Origin of the sequence: Streptomyces griseus subsp. griseus, from assembly GCF_003610995.1 — a bacterium.
Taxonomy (GTDB): Bacteria; Actinomycetota; Actinomycetes; order Streptomycetales; family Streptomycetaceae; genus Streptomyces.
Genome location: NZ_CP032543.1, coordinates 4334979 through 4358939 on the forward strand (window position 1 = coordinate 4334979; position 23961 = coordinate 4358939).

Annotated in this window: 18 protein-coding genes; 12 read left to right on the forward strand and 6 right to left on the reverse strand. The window is 73.7% G+C overall.

Annotated features, from left to right (window positions below; translation table 11 throughout):
• The first annotated feature begins 146 nt into the window (after positions 1-146).
• The gene (locus tag D6270_RS19570) at positions 147-3140 is read left to right on the forward strand and encodes an FAD-binding and (Fe-S)-binding domain-containing protein (protein WP_109164268.1); all 2994 of its coding nucleotides are present in this window, start codon (positions 147-149) and stop codon (positions 3138-3140) included.
• Positions 3141-3219: 79 nt separating this feature from the next.
• Here the strand turns inward: D6270_RS19570 and D6270_RS19575 are convergent, their stop codons facing one another.
• Positions 3220-4071 (reverse strand): LysR family transcriptional regulator, encoded by an 852-nt coding sequence (locus D6270_RS19575; RefSeq protein ID WP_204117084.1) that lies wholly within the window; start codon positions 4069-4071, stop codon positions 3220-3222.
• A gap of 292 nt (positions 4072-4363) precedes the next feature.
• On the opposite strand from D6270_RS19575, the gene D6270_RS19580 reads away from it, so the two are divergent.
• Entirely contained in the window at positions 4364-5326 is a 963-nt protein-coding gene (locus tag D6270_RS19580; protein WP_109164267.1) for an EamA family transporter, read from the forward strand.
• 139 nt (positions 5327-5465) lie between these two features.
• Here D6270_RS19580 and D6270_RS33840 read toward each other — a convergent pair whose 3' ends face one another.
• Together D6270_RS33840 and D6270_RS33255 are read right to left on the reverse strand one after the other, a co-directional pair.
• Complete coding sequence (locus D6270_RS33840; RefSeq protein WP_318780027.1) at positions 5466-5603, reverse strand: hypothetical protein; 138 nt, start codon at positions 5601-5603, stop codon at positions 5466-5468.
• A 45-nt stretch (positions 5604-5648) separates the two neighbouring features.
• Positions 5649-5789, reverse strand: coding sequence for a hypothetical protein (locus D6270_RS33255; RefSeq protein WP_225976904.1), 141 nt, complete (start codon positions 5787-5789; stop codon positions 5649-5651).
• Between the two features lie 181 nt (positions 5790-5970).
• Between D6270_RS33255 and D6270_RS19590 the strand changes: the two genes are divergently transcribed.
• The 8 genes from D6270_RS19590 (at position 5971) to D6270_RS19625 (ending at position 16308) form a co-directional block, all read left to right on the forward strand.
• Positions 5971-6777: a TIGR03084 family metal-binding protein gene (locus D6270_RS19590; protein WP_109164266.1), complete on the forward strand. Its 807-nt coding sequence runs from the start codon at positions 5971-5973 to the stop codon at positions 6775-6777.
• A complete protein-coding gene (locus tag D6270_RS19595) occupies positions 6774-8507 on the forward strand; it encodes an acyclic terpene utilization AtuA family protein (protein ID WP_109164265.1) in 1734 nt (577 codons plus the stop codon). Before D6270_RS19590 ends, D6270_RS19595 begins: the two co-directional genes overlap by 4 nt.
• Complete coding sequence (locus D6270_RS19600; protein ID WP_109164264.1) at positions 8504-10102, forward strand: acyl-CoA carboxylase subunit beta; 1599 nt, start codon at positions 8504-8506, stop codon at positions 10100-10102. Before D6270_RS19595 ends, D6270_RS19600 begins: the two co-directional genes overlap by 4 nt.
• A 7-nt stretch (positions 10103-10109) precedes the next feature.
• Positions 10110-12092 carry an acetyl/propionyl/methylcrotonyl-CoA carboxylase subunit alpha gene (locus D6270_RS19605; protein WP_109164263.1) on the forward strand — a complete coding sequence of 661 codons (1983 nt, stop codon included), beginning with the start codon at positions 10110-10112 and terminating at the stop codon, positions 12090-12092.
• Entirely contained in the window at positions 12089-13249 is a 1161-nt protein-coding gene (locus tag D6270_RS19610) for an acyl-CoA dehydrogenase family protein (protein WP_109164262.1), read from the forward strand. The genes D6270_RS19605 and D6270_RS19610 overlap by 4 nt, the downstream gene beginning before the upstream one ends.
• Positions 13250-13388: 139 nt before the next feature.
• Entirely contained in the window at positions 13389-14981 is a 1593-nt protein-coding gene (locus D6270_RS19615) for a 4-coumarate--CoA ligase family protein (RefSeq protein ID WP_109164261.1), read from the forward strand.
• Positions 14978-15712, forward strand: coding sequence for an enoyl-CoA hydratase family protein (locus tag D6270_RS19620; protein WP_109164260.1), 735 nt, complete (start codon positions 14978-14980; stop codon positions 15710-15712). The genes D6270_RS19615 and D6270_RS19620 overlap by 4 nt, the downstream gene beginning before the upstream one ends.
• Positions 15700-16308 carry a TetR/AcrR family transcriptional regulator gene (locus D6270_RS19625; protein ID WP_109164259.1) on the forward strand — a complete coding sequence of 203 codons (609 nt, stop codon included), beginning with the start codon at positions 15700-15702 and terminating at the stop codon, positions 16306-16308. The genes D6270_RS19620 and D6270_RS19625 overlap by 13 nt, the downstream gene beginning before the upstream one ends.
• 147 nt (positions 16309-16455) lie before the next feature.
• On the opposite strand, the gene D6270_RS33260 is transcribed toward D6270_RS19625, so the two are convergent.
• Positions 16456-17193, reverse strand: coding sequence for a hypothetical protein (locus tag D6270_RS33260; protein ID WP_225976905.1), 738 nt, complete (start codon positions 17191-17193; stop codon positions 16456-16458).
• Positions 17194-17315: 122 nt separating this feature from the next.
• Here D6270_RS33260 and D6270_RS19630 point away from each other — a divergent pair, with 122 nt between their 5' ends.
• Positions 17316-21413, forward strand: coding sequence for a hypothetical protein (locus D6270_RS19630; RefSeq protein ID WP_225976906.1), 4098 nt, complete (start codon positions 17316-17318; stop codon positions 21411-21413).
• A 29-nt stretch (positions 21414-21442) separates the two neighbouring features.
• Positions 21443-21781 (forward strand): hypothetical protein, encoded by a 339-nt coding sequence (locus tag D6270_RS33265; protein WP_225976907.1) that lies wholly within the window; start codon positions 21443-21445, stop codon positions 21779-21781.
• Positions 21782-22118: 337 nt separating this feature from the next.
• Here D6270_RS33265 and D6270_RS19635 read toward each other — a convergent pair whose 3' ends face one another.
• Both D6270_RS19635 and D6270_RS19640 read right to left on the reverse strand, forming a co-directional pair.
• Positions 22119-22700, reverse strand: a complete 582-nt coding sequence (locus D6270_RS19635) for an HD domain-containing protein (RefSeq protein ID WP_109164258.1) — start codon at positions 22698-22700, stop codon at positions 22119-22121.
• Positions 22701-22712: 12 nt separating this feature from the next.
• A complete protein-coding gene (locus D6270_RS19640) occupies positions 22713-23831 on the reverse strand; it encodes a helix-turn-helix domain-containing protein (protein WP_109167360.1) in 1119 nt (372 codons plus the stop codon).
• Positions 23832-23961 lie beyond the last annotated feature (130 nt).

Consider the following 23961-nt stretch of genomic DNA (forward strand, 5'->3'; position numbering starts at 1 on the left):
AGCTGATAGTTCCTGCTCAAGTCTTGGTCACTATAGGAGACTTGACGGTCTGTTTGGGAAGAACTTGTGGGCTTTTTTGTGCCGCTTGAGGGAATTTGTCCGCCCGCATCCCAAGAGTTCATCAGTACCGACGGCATGCTGAAGCCATGGCCGAACAGCATCGCCCGACCGCCGAAGTCCCCGACGGGTTCGCCGCCGCGCTCCGCTCCGCCGTGCGCGGCGAGAGCGATTTCGGGCCGACCGCCCGGGCTCTGACGACGATGGACGCCTCCAACTACCGCCGCGTCCCGCTCGGCGTCCTCGCCCCGCGCGACACCGACGACATCGCGGCCGCGCTGGCGGTCTGCCAGGAGTACGGAGTCCCCGTCGTGCCGCGCGGCGGCGGCACGTCGATCGCCGGCCAGGCCACCGGCACGGGCCTCGTCCTGGACCTCACCCGCCATCTGCGCGCGATCCTCGACCTGGACCCGGCCGCCCGCACCGCCACCGTCCAGCCCGGCGTCATCCTGGACGACCTGCGGACGGCCGCCGCCCCGCACGGCCTCACCTTCGGCCCCGACCCGTCCACGCACAGCCGCTGCACCCTCGGCGGCATGATCGGCAACAACTCCTGCGGCTCGCACTCGGTGGCCTGGGGCACGACGGCGGACAACGTGCGGGCGCTGTCGGTGGTGCGGTACGGGGGCGAGGCGCTGCGGCTGGAGCAGGGGGCGCCCCGGCGAGGAAAGGAGCGCGGCCCCGGCGGCGTACGCGAAGAGACGGCTCACGGCTCCCGTGGCGTGCGTGGAAGGACGGCTCACGGCCCCGAAGCCGTACGCGCAAAGACGCTTCACGGCCCCGAAGGCGTACGCGAACTCGTCGACGCCCACCTCGCCCTCCTCCGCACCGGCTACCCCGGCCTCCCGCGCCGCATCTCCGGCTACGCGCTGGACGCCCTGCTCCCCGAACACCCCGGCGGCCCCGACCCCGTACGGGCCTTCTGCGGCAGTGAGGGCACCCTCGCCGTGGTCACCGAGGCGACCGTCCGCCTGGTCGAGGCCCCGCGCGCCCGGGCCCTGGCCGTCCTCGGGTACGCCGACGAGTCCGCGGCGGCCGAGGCGGCCCCCGGCCTCCTCCCGTACCGCCCGCTCACCGTCGAGGGCATGGCCGCCGACCTCGTACGCGAACCGGCCGGGCTGCCCCGCGGGGCCGCCTGGCTCTTCGTCGAGACGGGCGGCGCCACCCCGGCCGAGGCGAAGGCGCACGCCGAGCGCATCCTGCGGGCGGCCGACGCGGTGGACGGCACCGTCGTCACCGACCCGGCCGGACAGCGGGCCCTGTGGCGCATCCGCGAGGACGCCTCCGGCACCGCGACCCGGATGCCCGACGGCAGGGAGGCGTGGCCCGGCTGGGAGGACTGCGCGGTCCCGCCCGCCCGGCTCGGCCCCTACCTCCGCGACTTCCGCGCCCTGCTCGCCCAGCACGGCCTGCGCGGAACGCCGTACGGCCACTTCGGCGACGGCTGCATCCACGTGCGCATCGACTTCGACCTGCTGACACCGGCGGGTGTGGCCGGGTTCCGCCGCTTCTCCGAGGAGTTGGCGGACCTCGTCGTCGCGCACGGCGGCTCCCTCAGCGGCGAGCACGGCGACGGCCAGGCGCGAGCGGAGCTGCTGCCCCGGATGTACGGGGACGAACTCGTCGCCCTCTTCGGCGCGTTCAAGGACCTGTGGGACCCGGACGGCGGCCTGAACCCGGGTGTGCTCGCCCGCCCGGCGCCCCTGGACACCAACCTCCGCTTCGCCGTCCTGCCGAAGCGCCCGGTGGACGTGGAGTTCGGCTACCCGCAGGACGGCGGCGACTTCGCGGGCGCGGTACGGCGGTGTGTCGGCGTCGCCAAGTGCCGTACGGAGGCGGCCCCGGGCGCGGGGGTGATGTGCCCCTCCTTCCGCGCGACCGGCGAGGAGGCGCACTCGACGCGGGGGAGGGCCCGGCTGCTGCACGAGATGCTGGCGGGTGAGGTGATCACGGACGGCTGGCGGAGCACGGAGGTGCGGGACGCACTCGATCTCTGCCTCTCCTGCAAGGGGTGCCGCAGCGACTGTCCGGTGGGTGTCGACATGGCCACGTACAAGGCGGAGTTCCTGCACCACCACTACCGGGGCCGCCTCCGCCCCGCCGCCCACTACGCGATGGGCCGCCTCCCGCGGTGGCTGCGCCTGGCCACACCCTTCGCCCGCCCCCTCAACGCCCTGGCCCGGGTGCGCCCGTTGGCCGCCCTCGCGAAACGGCTGGCGGGGATCGCGCCCGAGCGGGCGATCCCGGTGCTGGCGACGGAGACGTACAGCCGTTGGCTGCGGGGGCATCTGGGCAGGGGGGCGCGCATCCTCCCCTCCGACCGGGTGGTGCGGCTCTGGGCGGACACCTTCACCGAGCACCTGTCCCCGCAGGTGGGCCGGGCGGCGGTCCGGGTGCTGGAGGAGGCGACGGGACGCACGGTGCTGCCGCCGCCGAGCGGGGTGTGCTGCGGCCTCACCTACGTCTCGACCGGCCAGCTGGACGCGGCCCGCAGGGTGATGCGCCGCACCCTGGACCGGGTGGACCCGCTCCCCGGCCACCCGCTCGTCGTCCTCGAACCGAGCTGCGCCGCCACCCTCCGTACCGACCTGCCCGAACTCCTCCCCGACGACCCGCGCGCCGCCGAACTGGCCGCGAGCGTGCGGACCTTGGCCCAGTACCTGGAGGAGTACGCCCCCGACTGGACCCCGCCCCGCCTGGACCGCCCGGTCGCCGGCCAGACCCACTGCCACCAGCACGCGGTCCTCGGGGACGCGGCGGAGCGGCGGCTGCGGGAGCGGATGGGGCTGACCGGGGAGCTGAGCGGCGGCTGCTGCGGGCTGGCCGGGAACTTCGGCTTCGAGAAGGGCCACTGGGAGGTTTCCGTTGCGTGTGCGGAGGAGCGACTACTGCCTGCGGTACGGGGGTCGGAGCCCGGTGCGGAGCTGCTGGCGGACGGGTTCTCCTGCCGTACGCAACTGGACCAGCTGGCCGGGCGGCGGGCGCGGCACTTGGCGGAGGTGATCGCGGAGGGGATCGGGGAGGGGACCGCTTCCGTGAGCGAGGACGGGCCGCGGTTCCGGGAGCTGGAGGAGGGCCGGTGAAGGCCGGCGTGGGCTTTGCGGCTGCGCGGTCGGCCGGGGACCCCGTCTGCCGGATCCCCGGGACGGCGTTCGCCCGGCCTCACCCCCGCGCGACGATCTCCCGGGCCAGCGCGGCCAGTTCCGGGAGGGCGGGGTGGCCCGGGCCGTCGCGGCGGGCGAGGAGGACCGGGACGCCCGGGGCGTCGTCGAGGGGCACGTAGGCGACCCCCGGGTGCGGGTGCATGGCGGCGGTGGAGGCGGCCGAGATCCCGCTGCCGCGCCCGGCGGCGATGGCGGTGAGCCAGTCGTCGGTGTTGGCGACGGTGAGGGTGGCGGCGGGCCGGGCGTGCGGCGGCCACAGCTCGGGGGTCGTGGTGCCGGAGACGGTGTTCAGGACGACGGGGCCGCCCACGAGGTCGGCGAGGCGCAGCGACGTACGGGAGGCCAGCGGGCCGTCCGCCGTCACCGCCGCCACCCGCGCCTCGGTGAACAGCACCTCGGTGACGAGCCCCGGCGCGTTGACCGGTCCGCGCAGCAGCGCCGCGTCGACCTCGCCCCGGGTGAGCCCCGCCGTGCGGTCGTCGATCCGGAGCAGCTCCAGCGGGGTGGCCGGGTACCGCTCCTGCCAGCCCCGCAGGAGCGGTGTCGTGTACGGGCCGAAGGCCGACCAGGCGTGCCCGAGCCGCAGGGGCCAGTGGTGCAGGCGCCCGGTGTCGAGTGCCTCGTCGAAGGCGGCGACCGCCGCGGCGGCCTTGTCCCGGAAGGCGACACCCTCCGGAGTGAGGGAGAGGTGGTGGGTGGACCGGTCGACGAGCCGGAGGCCCAGGTGGCGCTCCAGTGCGGCGAGGGTGCGGGAGACGGCGGGCTGGGTGAGGCCGAGGTGCGCGGCGGCCCGGGTGACGTTGCCCTCCTCGGCGATGGCGAGGAAGGCCCGCAGATGGCGGAGCTCCACGGCACGGGAGGCAGGGACCGGGCGCTCGGGAGGCGGTGGGGCTGCCAGGTGTCCTGGGTGCGGTGGGGTTGCGGGGGCCGCCGGGCGTCCGGAGTGCCCCGGGGCCGAAGGGGGCGCAGGGTGTCCGGGGCGCCCCGGGGCCGCCGCGCTTTTCGGCTCTTCCGGATGGCTCATGCGTCCGGAGCATAACGGGAGCCCAGAACTCATTTCACGGGACGCGCGCGGGTCCCTAACGTGGAGCCCGTACGCCGTCCCGCACCCCCGCACCTCTCCTGTCTCCGGAAGGCCTCTCGTGAACGTCCAGCGCAGTGCCGCAGAGTCGGCCGCCGCAGCCGTCGTCGTACCCGAGGCGGTGCCTGCCCTGGAGGGTGCCGGGCAGGAGGGGGCCGGCCGCGGACCGGGCCGCCGGGCCGCGCTGGTGCCGGTCGTGCTGGTGGTGGCGGGCGGCCTCTCCGTCCAGTTCGGCTCGGCCGTGGCCGCGCTGCTGATGCCGAAGGCGGGGGCGCTGGGCGTCGTCACGCTCCGGCTGGCGGCGGCCGCGCTGATCCTGCTGGTGGTGTGCCGGCCGAAGCTGCGCGGCCACTCCCGCGCGGACTGGGGCACGGTGGTCGCCTTCGGCGTCGCGATGGGCGGCATGAACACGCTGTTCTACCAGGCGCTGGACCGCATCCCGCTCGGTATCGCCGTCACCCTGGAGGTGCTCGGCCCGCTCGCGCTCTCCGTCTTCGCCTCGCGCCGCCTGATCAACGTCCTGTGGGCCGGGCTCGCCCTGGTCGGCGTGGTCCTGCTGGGCGGCGGGGGCTTCGACCGCCTGGACCCGGTGGGTGTGGCGTACGCGCTGGGCGCCGGGGCCATGTGGGCGGCGTACATCGTGTTCAGCGCCCGCACCGGCCGCCGCTTCCCGCAGGCGGACGGGCTGGCCCTGGCGATGGTGGTGGCGGCGGTCCTCTCGCTCCCGCTCGGCATCTGGGAGTCCGGCGCCAAGCTCACGGTCCCCTCCACCCTGGCGCTCGGCGCGGCGGTGGCGGTCCTGAGCTCGGTGCTCCCGTACACCCTGGAACTCATGGCCCTGCGCCGCCTCCCCGCCTCCACGTTCGCGGTCATGATGAGCCTGGAACCGGCGATCGCGGCCACGGCGGGCTTCCTGATCCTGAACCAGGCCCTCTCCACGACGGACGCCCTCGCCATCGCCCTGGTCATCGGGGCGAGCATGGGCGCGGTGCGCAGCCAGACGGGGGCGCGGCGGGAGGGGTGAGGGAGGAGGCCTCAGCTGTCGGCGCCGGTCACCCTGTGCAGGGCGCCTTGAGGTTCGTGACGGAGTCGGCGAGTTCGGCCGGGTGTGCGGGCCACCCCGTCCGGTGCCAGTGTTCGATCCGCCAGGAGAGCCGGTGCGGTCACAGGGCGGTGGTGGGCAGCTCCTGTACGGGGAGCCAGGCGAGGGTGCCGCCATGGGTGTCGAGCGCCTCGGGGGAGCCGGTGCTCCCCTCGGCCGCCCTGCGGACGTAGTGCTCGTGCCGCCCCCCTCCGGACACGCGCCACCTCGCGCCGTACGCTCCCGCGCAGCCCGGTCTCCTCGCTCAGCTCCCGTACGGCGGCCTCCCCGGGGGTGCCGCCGTACCGGGAAAGGCGTAGCGGACGGATCCGCCCTCGCCGCGCTCCTCCAGGATGAGCCGGTCGCCGTCGAAGTGCGGCTCCACCAGGTGCGGTTCGGCAGTCATCGGCGGAGATGAGCAGCGGTGCCGGATGGCAGCCGGTCCCGGGAACGGGAACCGGACACCGGTCGGCCCCTCCGCCCGCCCCACCTGGCTGACGGGCTGAAAATCATGCAAGCACGCTTGATTGTTTCTCGGTCCGCTGCCATGCTCCTGGGCACCACACCCGGTCCCGAGGGGAGCGCACGTGTCCGATGTCGCAGCGGTGGTCGACGATCTGCGCGAGGAGAGCGACGAACTCGACGCGCTGGTGGGCGCCTTGGCGGCGGACCGATGGCGCGACCGGACGCCCGCCGAAGGGTGGACCGTCGCCCATCAGATCGCCCACCTGACCTGGACCGACGAGGTCGCGCTGCTGGCGGCCACCGAGCCTGCCCGGTTCGGCGACGAGGTGGCCAAGGCGCTCGCCGCCCCCGAGTCCTTCGTCGACGAGGCCGCCGAGGCCGTGGCCGTCGCCCACGCCCCGGACGCCCTGCTCGCCCGGTGGCGGGACGGGCGGCAGCGGTTGGGCAAGGTGCTGCGGGACGCCCCCGCCGGGACCCGGATCCCCTGGTACGGGCCGCCGATGAGCGTCGCGTCCATGGCGACCGCCCGGCTCATGGAGACCTGGGCTCACGGCCAGGACATCGCCGACGCCCTCGGTGCCACCCGCGCCCCCACCGCCCGCCTGCGGCATGTCGCGCGGATCGGGGTGCGGGCCCGGGACTACGCCTACGCGGTACGCGGCATCACGGCGCCCCTGGAGGAGTTCCGCGTCGAACTGGTGGCTCCCGGAGGCGAGTTGATCGCGTACGGCCCCGAGGGTGCCGCCCAGCGTGTCACCGGCCCGCTCCTCGACTTCTGCCTCCTGGTCACCCAGCGAGCCCACCGGTCCGACCTCGCGGTCACCGCCGAGGGGCGCGAGGCCGACCAGTGGCTCGGGATCGCCCAGGCCTTCGCCGGACCTCCCGGCCCGGGTCGCCTGCCCCGCGCGGAGCAGGACGGCCACCGATGAACGGCGCCCCCGCCCCCGCGCCCCTCCGGATCGGCAACGCCTCCGGCTTCTACGGGGACCGCTTCGACGCCGTACGCGAGATGCTCACCGGCGGCACTCTCTCCGTCCTCACCGGTGACTATCTGGCCGAGCTGACCATGCTCATCCTCGGCCGCAGCCGCCTCAGGGACCCGGAGAAGGGGTACGCCACCACCTTCCTGCGCCAGCTCGAAGAAGGCCTCGGCCTCGCCCACGAGCGCGGGGTGAAGATCGTCACCAATGCGGGCGGTCTCAACCCGGCCGGCCTCGCCGATGCTGTGCGAAAGCTGGCGGCCAAGGTGGGGGTCCCGGTCACCGTGGCCCACGTCGAGGGCGACAGCCTGCCCGTGCCGGACGGGTTCCTCACCGCCAACGCCTATCTCGGCGGCGCCGGGATCGCCGCCTGCCTGCGGGCCGGGGCGGACGTCGTCGTCACCGGCCGGGTCACCGACGCGGCCCTCGTCACCGGCCCGGCCGCCGCCCACTTCGGCTGGGGGCCCGACGACCTGGACGCGCTCGCGGGGGCCGTGGTCGCCGGGCACGTCCTGGAGTGCGGTACGCAGGCGACCGGCGGGAACTACGCCTTCTTCGGCGACCACGACATCCGCCGCCCCGGCTTTCCGCTCGCCGAGATCCATGCCGACGGCTCCTGTGTCATCACCAAGCACGACGGTACGGGAGGCGTCGTCGACCTGGGCACGGTCACCGCCCAGCTCCTGTACGAGACCGGCGGAGCCCGGTACGCCGGACCCGACGTCACCGCCCGCCTCGACACCGCACGGCTCACCTCCGACGGCCCGGACCGGGTCCGCATCGACGGGGTGCGCGGCGAGGCCCCGCCGCCCACGCTCAAGGCCGGGCTCACCCGGCTCGGCGGCTGGCGCAACGAGGTCGTGTTCGTCCTCACCGGCCTGGACATCGAGGCCAAGGCCCGCCTGGTGCGGGACCAGTTCGCCGACGCCCTGGAGCGGGGCGGTGGGCGGCCGCCGGCCGAGGTGCGCTGGGAGCTGGCCCGGACCGACCGCCCCGACGCCGACACCGAGGAGCGGGCCAGTGCCCTGCTCCGGCTCGTCGTCCGCGACCAGGACGCCGACGCGGTGGGCCGGACCGTCTCCGGGGCCGCCGTCGAACTGGCCCTCGGCAGCTATCCGGGCTTCCACGTCACCGCCCCACCCGGAAAGGGCGCGCCCTACGGGGTGTTCGAAGCGATCCACGTACCGGCCGGGGAGGTCGCGCACGCCGCCGTGCTGCCGGACGGGACCCGCGAGTTCGTGGAACCACCTTCCCGGACGCAGGAGTTGGCTGCCGTGGACGCACCGCCGCTCCCCTCCCCGTACCCCTCGGGTCACCCCACCCGCCGCGCCCCCCTCGGGCTCGTCGCGGGCGCCCGCAGCGGGGACAAGGGCGGTGACGCCAACGTGGGTCTCTGGGTGCGCGACGACGACGCGTGGCGGTGGCTGGCCCACGAGCTGACCGTGGGGCGGCTGAAGGAACTCCTGCCGGAGACCGCCGAACTGACCGTCGTACGCCATGTCCTGCCCAACCTGCGTGCCCTGAACTTCACCGTCCACGGCCTCCTGGGGGAGGGCGTCGCCGCGCAGGCCCGGTTCGACCCGCAGGCCAAGGCGCTGGGGGAGTGGCTGCGGTCGCGGTGGCTGCCCATCCCCGTGGCCCTGCTGGAAGGCGTCCCCGTACCGGAGGTATCCGTATGACCGTCCTGCCCACCGGGATCGACACCAACAGCCCTGAATACGCCGCGAACCGGGCCGCGCTGCTGGCCAAGCTCGCCGAGCTGGAGGCCGAGCACGCCAAGGCGCTCGCGGGTGGCGGCGAGAAGTACGTGACCCGGCACCGCGAGCGAGGCAAGCTCCCGGCCCGCGAGCGGATCGAGTTGCTGGTCGACCCCGACACCCCGTTCCTGGAGCTGTCGCCGCTGGCCGCCTGGGGCAGTGACTACGCGGTCGGCGCCTCGCTCATCACGGGCATCGGGGTGGTGGAGGGCGTCGAGTGCCTGATCACCGCCAACGACCCGACCGTACGCGGCGGGGCCTCGAACCCCTGGACGCTGAAGAAGGCCCTGCGCGCCAACGAGATCGCCTTCGCCAACCGGCTCCCGTGCATCAGCCTGGTGGAGTCGGGCGGCGCCGACCTGCCGTCGCAGAAGGAGATCTTCATCCCGGGCGGGGCGCTGTTCCGGGACATCACACGGCTCTCGGCCGCCGGAATCCCCACCGTGGCCGTGGTGTTCGGCAACTCCACCGCCGGAGGCGCGTACGTCCCCGGCATGTCCGACCACGCCGTGATGATCCGGGAGCGCTCCAAGGTCTTCCTGGGCGGACCGCCGCTGGTGAAGATGGCGACCGGTGAGGAGAGCGACGACGAGTCCCTGGGCGGGGCCGAGATGCACGCCCGTACGTCGGGGCTCGCCGACCACTTCGCCGTCGACGAGCAGGACGCGATCCGCCAGGCCCGGCGCATCGTCGCCCGCTTCAACTGGCGCAAGGCACACGCCGATCCGGGTCCCGCCGAGCCGCCGAAGTACGACGAGGACGAGCTGCTCGGGATCGTGCCGGGCGACCTGAAGGTGCCGTTCGACCCGCGCGAGGTGATCGCCCGGCTGGTCGACGGCTCGGACTTCGACGCGTTCAAGCCGCTGTACGGGACGAGCCTGGTCACGGGCTGGGCCCGGTTGCACGGGTACCCGGTCGGGGTCCTCGCCAACGCGCAGGGCGTGCTGTTCAGCGAGGAGTCGCAGAAGGCCGCCCAGTTCATCCAGTTGGCGAATCAGCGGGACATTCCGCTGCTCTTCCTCCACAACACCACCGGCTACATGGTCGGCAAGGAGTACGAGCAGGGCGGCATCATCAAGCACGGCGCGATGATGATCAACGCGGTGGCGAACTCCCGGGTCCCGCATCTGTCGGTCCTGATGGGCGCCTCGTACGGGGCCGGGCACTACGGCATGTGCGGGCGCGCCTACGACCCGCGCTTCCTCTTCGCCTGGCCGAGCAGCAAGTCCGCCGTCATGGGGCCGCAGCAGCTCGCGGGCGTCCTCTCCATCGTGGCCCGCGCGTCGGCCGCCGCGAAGGGGATGCCGTACGACGACGAGGCGGACGCCGGGCTGCGCGCCATGGTGGAGCAGCAGATCGAGGCCGAGTCGCTGCCGATGTTCCTGTCCGGGCGGCTGTACGACGACGGGGTGATCGACCCACGCGACACCCGGACCGTGCTCGGGATGTGCCTGTCCGCGATCCACACCGCACCGGTCGAGGGCGCCCGTGGCGGCTTCGGCGTCTTCCGAATGTGAGGCCCGGATGACCATTTCGACCCTTCTCGTCGCCAACCGGGGCGAGATCGCCTGCCGGATCTTCCGCACCTGCCGTGACCTGGGCATCACCACGGTCGCCGTGTACTCCGACGCGGACGCCGCCGCCCTCCACGTCCGCGAGGCGGACCTCGCCGTGCGGCTGCCGGGGTCCGCCCCCGCCGACACCTATCTGCGCGGCGACCTCGTCGTGGCCGCGGCCCTGGCCGCCGGGGCGGACGCCGTGCATCCCGGCTACGGCTTCCTCTCCGAGAACGCCGCGTTCGCCGCCGCCGTGCGGGACGCGGGGCTCACGTGGATCGGTCCGCCGGTGAAAGCCATTGAGCTGATGGCGTCCAAGACCCGGGCCAAGGAGCTGATGGCCGGGGCCGGGGTGCCGCTGCTGGCCCCCGTGGACCCGGCGACGGCCACCGGGGACGATCTGCCGCTGCTGCTGAAGGCGGCGTCGGGCGGGGGCGGGCGCGGTATGCGGATCGTCCGCGAACTCGACTCGCTTCCGGCTGAGTTGCTGGCCGCTGCCGCCGAGGCCGCGTCCGCCTTCGGGGACGGTGAAGTCTTCGCGGAGCCGTACGTGGAGCGGGGCCGGCACGTCGAGGTGCAGGTCATGGCGGACGCGTACGACACCGTGTGGGCCCTCGGGACCCGGGACTGCTCGCTCCAGCGCCGCCACCAGAAGGTCATCGAGGAGGCCCCGGCGCCCGGCCTGGACGACGCGCTGCGGACCCGGCTCCACGAGGCGGCGGTGACGGCCGCGCGGGCGGTCGGGTACCGGGGGGCGGGGACCGTGGAGTTCCTGGTCTCCGCCGGGGGCAGGCTGTACTTCCTGGAGATGAACACCCGCCTCCAGGTCGAACACCCGGTGACGGAGGCCGTGTTCGGGGTGGACCTGGTGGCGCTCCAACTGCGGGTGGCGGAGGGGGAGCCGCTGGACGTCGTGGTTCCCGCGGCCTCGGGACACGCCGTCGAGGCCCGGCTCTACGCCGAGGACCCCGCGCGCGACTGGCAGCCGCAGACCGGAGCGCTGCGCACACTGGAGGTGCCGGACGGGCCAGGCCTGCGCCTGGACACCGGATACACCGGCGGCGACACCATCGGCGTCCACTACGACCCGATGCTGGCCAAGGTCATCGCCCACGCCCCGACGCGCACGGAGGCGGCACGCCTGCTGGCCGGGGCTCTGGAGCGTGCCCGTATCCACGGCCCGGTCACCAACAGGGCCCTTCTCGTGCGGTCGTTGCGCCACCCGGACTTCGTGGCGGCCCGCCTCGACACCGGCTTCTACGACCGGAACCTGGCCGACCTCACCGCCCCAGGGTCCGGCGACCCCGCCACGGCCGCCCTCGCCGCCGCCCTCGCGGAAGCCGTACGCGCCACGAGCGCCCCGGGCCCCGCCCCCACCCGCTTCGGTGCCTGGCGCAACGTCCCCTCGCAGCCCCAGGCCAAGCGCTACCGCAGCGAACCGGACGGCACCGAGCACGAGATCGCCTACCGCACCCCGCGCACCGGCATCCCGGAACCGCACGACGCCCCCGGCGTCCGGGTCCTGACCGCCACCCCGGACCACGTCACCCTCGAACTCGACCGCCTCACACGGCACTTCACGATCACCACCGAGCGCGACCGCCTCTACGTGGACACCGCCGGAGCCTCGTACACCTTCACCGCCCTGCCCCGCTTCACCGACCCCGCGACGCAGACCGACCCCGGCTCGCTCCTCGCCCCCATGCCCGGCACCGTCGTCCGCCTCGCGGAAGGGCTGGCGCCCGGGACCGTGGTCGAGGCCGGGCAACCGCTGATCTGGCTGGAGGCGATGAAGATGGAGCACCGCGTCCTCGCCCCCGCCTCCGGCACCCTCACCGCCCTGCACGCCGCCCCCGGCCACCAGGTCGAGGTGGGCGCCCTGCTCGCCGTGGTCCAGGAGGACCTGGGCCCCGCCCCCGTAACCGCATCCGTACCGGAGGAGAACGCATGAGCACCGTCCTCGAAACCGAAGAGCACCAGGCGCTGCGCGCCGCCGTCGCCGCCCTCGGAAAGCGCTACGGGCGCGACTACATGACCACCGTCATCCGCGAGGGCTCCCACACCCACGAGCTGTGGGCGGAGGCCGCCAAGCTCGGCTACCTCGGCGTGAACCTCCCCGAGGAGTACGGGGGCGGGGGCGGAGGTATGGCCGAACTGTCGATCGTGCTGGAGGAGTTGGGGGCTGCCGGCTCGCCGCTCCTCATGATGATCGTGTCCCCGGCGATCTGCGGCACGGTCATCGCCCGCTTCGGCACGGACGGGCAGAAGCGGCAGTGGCTGCCCGGCCTCGCCGACGGCACCCTCACCATGGCCTTCGGGATCACCGAACCCGACGCCGGGTCCAACTCCCACCGGATCACGACCACCGCCCGCCGCGACGGCGACGGCTGGGTCCTCACCGGCCGCAAGGTCTTCGTCTCCGGCGTCGACATAGCCGACGCGACCCTGATCGTGGGCCGCACCGAGGACGCCCGGTCGGGGAAGCTGAAGCCCTGTCTCTTCATCGTTCCGCGCGACGCCGAGGGCTTCGGGCGTCACCAGATCGACATGGAACTCCACGCCCCGGAGAAGCAGTTCGAGCTGGTCCTGGACGAGGTACGGCTGCCCGCCGACGCCCTGGTCGGCGACGAGGACGCGGGGCTGCTCCAGCTCTTCGCGGGGCTGAACCCCGAGCGGATCATGACGGCCGCGTTCGGGATCGGGATGGGCCGGTTCGCGCTCGGCAAGGCCGTCGAGTACGCCCGCACCCGCCAGGTCTGGAAGGCCCCGATCGGCGCCCACCAGGCCATCGCGCACCCGCTGGCCACCGCGCACATCGACCTGGAGCTGTCGCGCCTGATGATGCAGAAGGCCGCCCGGCTCTACGACGACGGCGACGACATCGGGGCGGGCGAGGCGGCGAACATGGCGAAATACGCGGCCGGCGAGGCGTGCGTGAAGGCGGTCGACCAGGCGGTGCACACGCTCGGCGGCAACGGGCTGACCCGCGAGTACGGGCTCGCCTCCCTGATCACCGCCTCCCGGGTGGCCCGGATCGCGCCGGTCAGCCGGGAGATGATCCTGAACTACGTCTCGCACCAGTCGCTCGGCCTGCCGAAGTCGTACTAGAACCCGCGGCGGACCGGACCCGTCCGACCTCTCCCCCTTTCCCGCCCCCAGGGGCGATTCTGACTCTCCACACCCGCACGGCGTCCCGCGCCGCCTCCCGGGCGGCGCGGGGCCACCGCGACGACAGGGGTTGACCGCCATGGTGTTCCGCAGCGAGTACGCAGATGTGCCGGCCCTCGATGTCCCCATCCACGAAGCGGTCCTCGGCGAGGCCGCGAGCTTCGGTGACACCGTCGCCCTGATCGACGGGGTGAACGGCACCTCCCTCACCTACGCCCAACTCGACGGCTTCCACCGGCGGATCGCCGCCGCACTCGCCGAGGCAGGGCTCAGGAAGGGCGACGTGCTCGCCCTGCACAGCCCGAACACCATCGCGTACCCGGCCGTCTTCTACGGCGCAACGCGCGCCGGCGCCTCCGTCACGACGGTCCACCCGCTGGCGACGGCCGAGGAGTTCGCCAAGCAGCTGGCCGACAGCGGCGCGCAGTGGATCGTCACCGTCTCCCCGCTCCTGGAGACGGCCCGCCGCGCGGCCGAACTCACCGGCGGCGTCCAGGAGATCTACGTCTGCGACCGGGCGCCGGCCTCGGAGGGGCACATCTCCATCCTGGACATGCTCACCTCCACCGCCCCCGAGCCGTTCATCGCCATCGACCCCGGCGAGGACGTGGCGGCGCTCCCGTACAGCTCCGGCACGACCGGCACGCCCAAGGGCGTGATGCTGACGCACCGGTCGATCGGGACGAACCTGGAGCAGCTGAGACCGTTCATCCCGATGGGGGAGGGTGACCGTATTCTGGCGGTATTGCCCTTCTTTCACATCTACGGGCTCACGGCGCTCATGAACGCGCCCCTGCGCTGCGGTTCCACCGTCGTCGTCCTGCCGCGCTTCGACCTGGCGCAGTTCCTGGAGGCCATCCAGACGCACCGCATCACCGGTCTGTACGTGGCCCCGCCGATCGTGCTGGCGCTGGCGAAGCACCCGTTGGTGGGGGAGTACGACCTGTCGTCGCTCCAGTACATCGTCAGCGCTGCAGCGCCCCTGGACGCCGAGCTGGCCGCTGCCTGTTCGGCCCGGCTGGGGCTGCCGCCGGTGCGGCAGGCGTACGGGATGACGGAGCTGTCGCCCGGGACGCATGTGGTGCCGCTCTCCGTGGAGGAGCCGCCGCCCGGCACGGTGGGCAGGCTGCTGCCGAACACCGAGATGCGGATCGTGTCGCTGGAGGACCCGGCGCGGGACGCGGAGCCGGGGACGGACGGCGAGATCCTGATCCGGGGCCCGCAGGTGATGAAGGGCTACCTGGGCCGCCCGGACGCCACCGCCGACATGATCGACGCGGACGGCTGGGTGCACACGGGGGACGTCGGCCGGGCCGACGAGGACGGCTGGCTGTACGTCGTCGACCGGGTCAAGGAGCTGATCAAGTACAAGGGGTACCAGGTCGCCCCGGCCGAGCTGGAGGCGCTGCTGCTGACCCATGAGCAGGTGGCGGACGCGGCGGTGATCGGGGTGTACGACGCCGAGGGCAACGAGGTCCCGAAGGCGTTCCTGGTGCGGTCCCCGGCGGCGGACGGCCTGAGCGCGGACGACGTGATGGCGTACGTCGCCGAGCGGGTCTCCCCGTACAAGAAGGTGCGGCGGGCCGAGTTCATCGCGGCGGTGCCCCGGGCGGCGTCCGGCAAGATCCTCCGGCGCGAGCTGCGCGACCGGGAGAAGACGGAGGAACAGTGAGTGCGATCGGCACATCCCGGGAACGGTCCATCGCGACCCTGACGTTGGACTCCCCGGCCAACCGCAACGCGCTCTCGGCCGCGCTGGTGGGCGAGGCCCGGGAGGCGCTGGCGGAGGCCGCGGCCGACGACACCGTAAGGGCGGTGGTGCTGACCCATACCGGGACGACGTTCTGCGCCGGGGCGGATCTGACCGCGCCCCCGGACCCGGAGGCGTTCGTGGGCCTGATGCGGGAGATCGTGGCGCTGCCGAAGCCGGTGGTGGCCCGGGTCGAGGGGCACGTCCGGGCCGGGGGGCTGGGCCTGCTGGCGGCGTGCGACATCGCGGTCGCGGGCCCGACGTCGTCCTTCGCCCTCACGGAATCGCGGCTGGGCCTGGCCCCGGCGGTGATCTCCCTGACGCTGCTGCCCCGCGTGGACCGTACGGCAGCGAACCGCTACTACCTCACGGGGGAGCGGTTCGACGCGGCGGAGGCGGCGCGGATCTCACTGGTCACGGTGGCCGCCGAGGACGTGGACAAGGCCCTCGCCCCGGTCCTGGACGGCCTGCGCCGGGCGTCACCACAGGGGCTGGCCGCATCGAAGGAGCTGGTCACGGCTACGGTGCTGAGGAGCTTCGACCAGTACGCCGAAGACCTCATCGCCCGCTCAGCGGAACTGTTCGCCTCCGAGGAGGCCAGGGAGGGGATGACGGCCTTCCTTGAACGACGGGACCCGGCATGGGTGCGGTGACATCTTCCTCCTCTGCTTCCCGGGCTGCTCACGCCCCCAAGCAGGACCGCAGCCGGGCGACCCGGCAGCGGCTCCTGGAGGCGGCGGTGGCCTGCCTGGCCGAACACGGCTGGGCGGGCTCCACCGTCTCGGTGGTCGCCGAGCGGGCCGGGGTCTCGCGGGGCGCGGCCCAGCACCACTTCCCGACCCGGGAGGACCTGTTCACCGGGGCGGTGGAGTACGTGGCCGAGGAGCGCTCGGCCGCCCTGCGCGCGCTCCCCGTGCAGGGGCGCGCGGAGGTGGTGGCGGCGCTGGTGGACCTGTACACGGGTCCGTTGTTCCGGGCCGCGCTCCAGCTCTGGGTGGCCGCGTCCAACGAGGAGCAGCTGCGGCCGCGCGTCACGGAGCTGGAGGCGCGGGTGGGCCGGGAGACGCACCGCATCGCCGTCGAACTCCTGGGCGCGGACGAGTCCCGCCCCGGCGCCCGCGAGACGGTCCAGGGCCTGCTGGACATGGCCCGGGGCCTGGGCCTCGCCAACCTGCTCACCGACGACACGGCCCGGCGCGCGCGGGTGGTGGCGCAGTGGGCGGCGCTGGTGGAGGAGGGGCTGGGCTGAGGCCGGGGGCGGTTCGCCACCGACGTACCGGTGTACGGGAGTTGGCGCGCGGATGAGGGGTCGGCGGCGAACATCCGGACGGCCGCCTGAACGGCCGTGGGGCACCGTACCGCTGGCTACGTTGACGCTGTGCGGAGGCAACAACGGTCAGGGAACGACGGTGTCGGCAACAGCGCGAGTTCGAGCGCGCGGGACGCGTCCGAGGAGACCGTGCGGGCACCCCGGCCGGCCCGCCCGGCCGGACCGGGCGTCCTCGGCGGCGGCCCGCAGGGTTTGCGGGGCATGCAGCAGACGCTGGGCAACGCGGCCACGGCACGGGCCGTGCGGCGGGGGAAGCAGCCGTTCGTACCGCCGCCGGTCATCGAGGAGGAGGGTGAGGGCGGGGGCCCCGGTGCCGGGCTGGGCGCGCGGCGGGGGATGGCCGACGAAGGTCCCCAACGGGCGGTGCGGCGCGGGAGGCGGCCCGTCGCCCTGCCCACGGCCATCCCCGAGAGCGCCGAGCAGGGGCTCGTCCTGCCGTCGTACCTGCGAGACCTGGAGACGGGCGGGCTGTCCACCGCGTACGGGCTGACCGGCCAGGAGTTCGTGGGCACCGCGATCGCGACCGTCGTGGGGCACGGCGACGGCACGGTGGCCGCCATCACCGCCGAACTGGCCGGGCGGCCCGAGTCGTTCTTCGGCCAGGGCCGCGCGTTCGCGGTGGAGGGTGCCGAGGGCGGCGACGGGTTCGACGTCACCGTGTCCATCGCCCGCGCCCCCGACGACCAGCTGCCCCTGTTCCACCCGGCCGCCGACCTCGCGACGGCGGCACCCCACCCGGACGGGACGCCGTTCGCCGCGCTGGACGACCCCGAGGGCAAGGAGACCAAGGTCGACGTCCAGCACAACAGCGCCACCTCCGTGAGCAGTTCGGCCGGCAGCTCCGCCGCCAAGGGGGCGGGTGGCACGGCGTTCGGGCTCGCACCGGTCGTACCGGGCTGTGGCTGGGCGCGGCGGCGACGGGCAGCGTGCAGCCCTGGCAGTCCTCACGGGAGTCCCGCAGCCAGCGCGGCCTGGCCGAACCCCGCGTCCTGCGCAGCGACAAGGGCTCGGTGGAGGTGCCCCGCCGGGTGGTCTACGTCGTACGGATCCGGCGGCAGGAGGGCGGGACCCAGCAGCTCTTCCGGGGCTCGGGAGGGCTCACCCAGCGGGTGCCCACCGAGCACCTCGTACCGGACGGCACCGATGCGCCGGCCCGGCCGCAGCCGGTGGGCGGCGGCCTCGCACGCCAGATCTCGCTGGCCGACTCGTCGGCCCCGGTCGGCGTGTCCGACACCGCCGCGCCGCACGAGGGCGGCGGCGGCCTCTTCGACACGGTCGCCTCGGTCCTGCACCCCTCGCTGACCGCGCCCGGCGCCCCCGGACGCTCCCGGCTGTACGGGGCGACCTCCACCCAGAACGTGCTGGAGGACCTGCCCCGGCTGCTGCGCGACGGCGTCACCGGAGAGGACCTCCAGTCCAAGGACGGCAGCATCGCGGGCACGTACCGGATGCGCGCCGTCGTCACCGGGCTGTCCCCCGCCTGGGGCACCGGGAAGACGCAGCTCCGTACCCACCAGCAGGCTCAGCACTCCAAGACCGAGACGGCGGGCAAGGGCCGCGCCCTCACCGCCGGTGCCGGCCCGGCGATCGGGTTCGGGGGCGCGCCCGACGCGGCCGTGGTGCGGGCCACCGCGATGCCGGTCGCGGCGGCCCGCAAGGCCCGGTTCAGCGTGAACGAGCAGACCGTCTCCACGCGCCAGGGCGCGGAGGTGCGCGGGGAGAAGGTGCTGTACCTGGGGACGGTGCAGTTCACGGCGGAGGGCACCGGCCCCCGGTCGGCCCGGATGATCCTGCGCCCGGAGACACGGGTCGCCACGCACGCGATGCGGGTGTGGATCAGCCTGCGGGCCGACGAGGCGCAGGAGTTGGGACTGCCGCTGCCGCCGGGGGTGACGGCGGGCGACTTCATCAAGAGGCCGGTGCCGCAGGCGGGGGCCGGGGGCGGTGCCGGTACGAGTGCGGCCCCGGCGGCAGAGGCAGCGACGACGGGTGGGCCGGCCTCCGGGACAGCGGCCCCGGCCCCGGACGCGCGGCACCTCCCGTTCGGCGCGATGGGATCGAGTGTCACGCTGGGCCGGATCGACACCGGGCCCATGGTGCGGGCCGTACAGAACCTGTTCGTCAATGACGCCCAACTGGCCGGGTATCTCCCCGCCTTCGGCGCCACACGGCCCGCGGCGGACATCAGCAAGGAGGAGCACGAGGCGCAGCGCACCAACTACCGCGAGCTGATGGCCGCCCTCTCCGAGACCAACCTGCGGGTGAACAAGGACCAGTTGCTGTCCACCGGCATCCGCGTCCGGCTGCGCCGCAAGTCCGCGATGCACTCCCACGACGTGCAGGTGCGGGTACGCGGCGTCATGGGCGAGCCGAGCCACCTCGGCGACATCGACGACTGGCTGGTGCGCAGCCACGCGGGGGTGGCCGCCAGCGTACAGAGCGGGCGCAGCAGTTCGCGGTCGATCGGCGGCATGGTGCTGGCCCAGGCCCGGGTGGTCCCGGGGGTGCTCACCGGCTCGGTCCGCTACGAGCGGCAGAACACCGGCACCCGCCGCAACCAGGCCGGCCCCACCACCCGTACCGACGTCCTCACCAACGGATCGGAGAGCGCGAGCGCGTTCGGGGCGGCGCTGCGGCTGAACGTGGACGTCACCATGACCTCGCGGAAGCGGAAGCTGGCCCGCGCGGTGACCCCGGGCGCCCCCGGCCGGGACGTACCGGACGTCCGGACGCTGAGCGACCTGGACGTCGGCTCGCAGGACGTACGTCTGCTCACGCCGTCCGAGTTCACCGTCGACACGGCGGGGAAGGCGCGGCTGGACGCGGGCGGTGGGCAGGCCCCCGGCCCGGTGCGGGCCGTGGACGCGGGCGGCATCGGGGATCTGGCCGGGATGGCGCCGCGCCCGGCCGACGGGCGGCCGGTACGGGACTGGCAGCTGGTGGAGACCATCGGCGACGGGCAGCCGGTCCGTGAGCTAGCCCTCGCCCTCCTGGCCAGGGCCGCCGCCCGGGACCAGGCGCTGTCCACGGAGGGGCTCGCGCCCCGGCTGGCGGTCGAGGAACGCTTCAGCCCGCGGGCGATCATGGCCTCGCTGCGGCAGGCCGTGTCCTCCGGGTGGGTGGTGAAGAACCTGCGGTACCCGCGCCGGCTGGCCGCGCTGAACGGCGCGGTGGGCACCCGGCTGGCGCTGACCACGCCCCGGCTGGTGCACGAGGCCGCGGGACCGGGCACCGAGACGTTCGTGCTGGGCGGCCACCAGGCGGGCGGGCAGCGGGGGAGCGGCGTCACCGATACGGTGCAGGCCGGGGGCACCGGCGTACAGAACGGGCCCGAGTGGCGGATCGGTGAGGGGCTGTCGGCCGGTGGGTCGATCAGCAGGGGCGACTCCGAGGCCGCCACCGTGTCGGGGACCGTGGAGCGCAACGCCCATACGCCGAAGAAGGCGCCGCTGTATCTCGTCCGGTGCGACCTGGTGGTCACCATGGTGGCGGAGGTCAAGGTCACGGGCGGCGGCCCGTACGTCGCCCGGGCGGCGCGCACGCTGCCGGGGGCGGCGGCGGTGTGGCTGACGGCGGAGCAGTTGCGGGCGGCGGGGGTGGCCCTGCCCGCGGCGGCGCGCAGGGCGCTGAGGACGGGCGGTACGGGCAGTGCCGCCGCTACGGCGGCGGGCAGTGGTCAGGCCGGCGGGGCGCAGACCGTCCCCACCGGGCCCGCGGCCGCCCACGCCGCAGGCTCGGCAGCGGCGGCTGCCGGTGGTGGCGGTCCGACCCGCCCGAGGCCCGCCCTCGCCCGGTCCCTGCCGCTCGGCTTCGGCATGATCGAGGACCTGCCGGACTTCGTGCCCCTGCTGGGGGGCCTGCGCGACCGCCTCGCGGCCATGGGGCGGCAGGACCTGGCCGACGACCTGCTGCCCCGGCAGCAGCTGCGGGACCGCAACGACAACGTGCAGCGCCTGCTGCGGGTCCTGGACCGGGACGGCTCCGCCGGCCTGCTGGGCAGCGCCATGGACGGCGGGGTCACGGTGGAGCTGCTGGACGGCCGCAGGACGCCGTACTGGGCGGTGTTCAGGGTCGCCCGCACCGCCGCGGGCGTCTGGGACGGTGAGGCGGACGACGGCCGGGACATGGAGTACATCACCTCGGCCGTCGCCCAGCAGGCCGGCTCGCACGAGGAGGGCGAGACCTCCGGTGTGGAGGGCGTCCTCGCGGGCTCCGGGAAGCCGGACGGCGGAGTGGGGCAGCTGAAGAGCGCGGGTGCGGCGGGCGGGATCGGTATCGGTTCGGGTGCGGGACGGCGCCGTGGCGGCGCGGCGCGTGGCCAGCTGGGTATGAAGACGGTCGCGGAGGCGAAGACGGCGAAGGCGGCGAGGATGCGGGTGCCGATCAGGGCCTTCCTCGAACTCCACGCGGCCGGCCGCAGGGTCGCCATGGCCGAATCAGGCCCTACGTCGCTGGTCCACCGGGTCCTGGAGAGCGACCTCACGGCGCTGGGCCGGGTGAGCGCCCTGCCCCGTACCGCGCTGAACGCACCGGGCGGTGCCGGACCGGCCGCCGGGCCGCCCGGCGGCTCGGCCGGGCTGGGCGCCTGGCGGGCCGGCGGGGTGCCGCTGCCGATGGAGGCGCAGGTGAACGGCTTCCAAGGTGCGCCGCGCGTAAGGGCGTTGGTGGACACGGCGGTACGGGCGGCGGGCGGCAACGACCGCTTCCGCCGCAAGGGCCAGGCCGCCGCCTACACACTGGGCGAAGCGGTCTCCACCGAGTGGCTGATCTCGGCCCTGCCCCTGCTCACCAACGCCGGTGCGGAGCTGCCGCCGGTGCACGCGAGCGGGGCGAAGGGCCAGGACCTGCGGGTCTCGGTCCACGCCCGGCTGAGGGACGGGCAGGTGCTGGGGGTGGGCGACAAGATGACGTTCGAAACGGTGGCCCAGAGCGACCTGGGGCACCCCGCCCCACCCAGGCGGACGGCCAGAGCTCGGCCGAACAGGGCAGGTACGGGCGCGGCCTGTTCGGCGCCGGGGTCCTGAACGCCGACGAGTTCCGCCTCAACCAGCTGATGGCCAACGCGGGCGGCTCGGGCTCGGGCAGCGGCGCGGCGGCACAGGGCGCGGGCTCGATGCCACTGCACAAGCCGAAGTTCGCCTCGGTGCTGGTGGCGTTCACCCTGGACGTGAGGGTGGTGGCCCGGGTGACGGACCGCGTACGCACGTCCCGTACACAGGTGTCGGAACGCGACGTGACCCTCCCGGCCCCGGTGGTGATCCGCATGCCCCAACCGATGGCCACCCGCCTCCTGACCACCCACCCGACGGCGCTCACGGACCCGGGGGACCGGCTGGGGCTGCGGGCGGCGGCAGCAGCGGCGGCGGTTCCGCCGCCGTCCACGGGGCCGTGAGGGGGCGCTGCTTGCGGGGCCTACGGACGGGGATCTGACGCCGGGGTGGGCGGGGGCCCGTGTGCGCGGGGACCACCGTTCGTGAGCCAGGTTCCCCTGGCAAAGCGTTCAACCTGGGCGAGGTTCAGAAGGAAAGTCCACCCCATCTCCGAGTTGAGGCATTGCGGCGACGACGAAAACGGAAGGGCCGGGGCGCGTTCGCTCAGTGCAAACCTGGTCAGCCTCTGTGAAAGGCCCCCGGGGTTGCGGGGCGGGCGAGACCCGGAGGTACGCCACGCGGCCTGACGTGCTCAGTGTCGTACCGGGTCGAAAGCCGTCTCCCGCCCCTGGACCAGGGTTACTCCTTGCCCTCCCCGAGGGCGGTGCGCAGCCAGTCAAGGGGCCCTTGTGCCAGAAGTTCGTCGGCCAGCCGGTTCGCGGTCCGCGTGACGAGGCGGTCCCGGCTGTTGTCGATCCACCGCTGGGCGCTCGCGTAGCCCTGCGCCTTGTACTCGATGCCCTGGAGCAGGCACTCCAGCTTGTCCGCGTCGCGGGCGCAGACCGCCTCCGGCGACTCCTTCGCCTCGTACTCCGCCACCAGCTCCCGGACAGCCGAGGCCAGCACCTCGGGCATGCCAGCCGTCTGATCGGCCGTGACCTCCTGCGGGTCGCCGGCGGGCGCGTACTTCTTCCCCAGGTGGTTCACGTCCCCGGTCCGGCTTTCCTGTGTGTCATGCCACACAGCGAGATAGGCGGCCCGGGCGGGGTCGGCACCCTCCAGCTTCGCGATGACCGTCGCGATCAACGCCGTACGCCACGAATGCTCGGCAACACTCTCCGGGTCATGCACCCCGGCCATCCACCAACCGGTACGCCGCGCATGCTTGAGCGTGCCCGCCTCGTACAGGAAACGGCCCACCGCGGATAGGTCGTCAGCCACGGCGTTCTCCTCTCACGCCTCAGCGAGGCGGATTGCGTACCGGATGCCCTCCAACTCCCGGCGCGTCCGCGCCGACAGCTCCCGACCATCCAACATCACGGGGAGGGATGCGCGTAGTTCGCCACCGATCACAGTTCCAGGGCGCAACAGGTTGGGACGGGCGGCGATCAGCGCCCACAAAGTGTGGACGTTCAGGTCGAAGAATCCGTGGTCCGGGGTCAAGCCCCGCACCAGGTGACGCATCAGCTTGTCGCCTGGCCATTGGCCTGGGATCGTTTCGGCGATGAAGTCGTCGGACAGCTGGACATGTGGTGCCTCGCCGATCCAGTATGCCCAGTAGTTGAGGTTCGCCGCCTCGCCCGCGTCGTCATCGGCGAGAGCCGTGGTGATGAAGTGCTCCATCCGGTCCCGGTCTCCCTGCCTTGCGGCGACTGCCGAGACCGAACGGGCGTTGAGCCAGTCGGACAGCCAGCCGTCCGGGCGCTCGGCTCGCTGCTGCTGAGCCAGCCACTCGGAGGTGTCGGCTGCGCCGTCGTACCCGGCCAGGTAAAGGGCTTGGCGGCGCAGCAGAAAACGGTCCGCGCCAAGCGCCTGCTCTGCCGCCTGGCGCATGCGCGAAAAGAAGCGTCTGCGGTCGGCAGCGGGGAGCTCCGGTCCTCGCGGTACGGGGCCCCGACGTGGTCTCGGCGGGTCGGTCAGTGTGCGCAACGGTGTCGGAGTCACGCCGTTTAGCGGCCAGGACAGCAGCTCGACCAGTTCACGCTGCATAACCCACGCCCCGAGGGGGCTGTCACGGGCTGCTACGTCCCCGTCGAGGGCAGCTGCGAGCAGTACGTCGGCTTCCGTAGCCCGTTCCAGGGCCATGAGCAAGGAGGGCGCGCTGCCCAGCCGTAAGAGTTGATGACGGTATACGAGCATCTGCCCGACCGGTACAGCGATCAGCGGGCGGCGTCCCGACTCCCAGCCCGCGATGGTGTCGGGCGAAAGCCTCAGGTGCTCCGCGAGGGAATCCTGGGTGTGGCCCAACTGCTCGCGGATCAGGCGAAACACATACCCGGACACGGTGCCGCCACGGCTCCTCTGCGGCATTCCCCGACCACCGGTCAGGGCGGTCCGTGAGGCGTTGTCCATGCTGTCCCCCCTGCCTGTCGACTGCAGCCGCATACCCGTACTCGCGGTCAGTTCAAGCGACGCCCCCTGCTCTCTACCGTCGTAGTCAGAGTGACGCCTCAGCAGCTGAGCGTAGTGGAAGGGTGTTGTC

What these genes read in the sequence shown, in the direction of transcription:
- D6270_RS19570 (WP_109164268.1), top strand. Translation starts at nt 147, where the DNA reads ATGGCCGAACAGCATCGCCCGACCGCCGAAGTCCCCGACGGGTTCGCC.
- D6270_RS33255 (WP_225976904.1), bottom strand. Translation starts at nt 5,789, where the DNA reads ATGACTGCCGAACCGCACCTGGTGGAGCCGCACTTCGACGGCGACCGG.
- D6270_RS19595 (WP_109164265.1), top strand. Translation starts at nt 6,774, where the DNA reads ATGAACGGCGCCCCCGCCCCCGCGCCCCTCCGGATCGGCAACGCCTCC.
- D6270_RS19600 (WP_109164264.1), top strand. Translation starts at nt 8,504, where the DNA reads ATGACCGTCCTGCCCACCGGGATCGACACCAACAGCCCTGAATACGCC.
- D6270_RS19605 (WP_109164263.1), top strand. Translation starts at nt 10,110, where the DNA reads ATGACCATTTCGACCCTTCTCGTCGCCAACCGGGGCGAGATCGCCTGC.
- D6270_RS19610 (WP_109164262.1), top strand. Translation starts at nt 12,089, where the DNA reads ATGAGCACCGTCCTCGAAACCGAAGAGCACCAGGCGCTGCGCGCCGCC.
- D6270_RS19615 (WP_109164261.1), top strand. Translation starts at nt 13,389, where the DNA reads ATGGTGTTCCGCAGCGAGTACGCAGATGTGCCGGCCCTCGATGTCCCC.
- D6270_RS19625 (WP_109164259.1), top strand. Translation starts at nt 15,700, where the DNA reads ATGGGTGCGGTGACATCTTCCTCCTCTGCTTCCCGGGCTGCTCACGCC.
- D6270_RS33265 (WP_225976907.1), top strand. Translation starts at nt 21,443, where the DNA reads ATGGCCAACGCGGGCGGCTCGGGCTCGGGCAGCGGCGCGGCGGCACAG.
- D6270_RS19640 (WP_109167360.1), bottom strand. Translation starts at nt 23,831, where the DNA reads ATGGACAACGCCTCACGGACCGCCCTGACCGGTGGTCGGGGAATGCCG.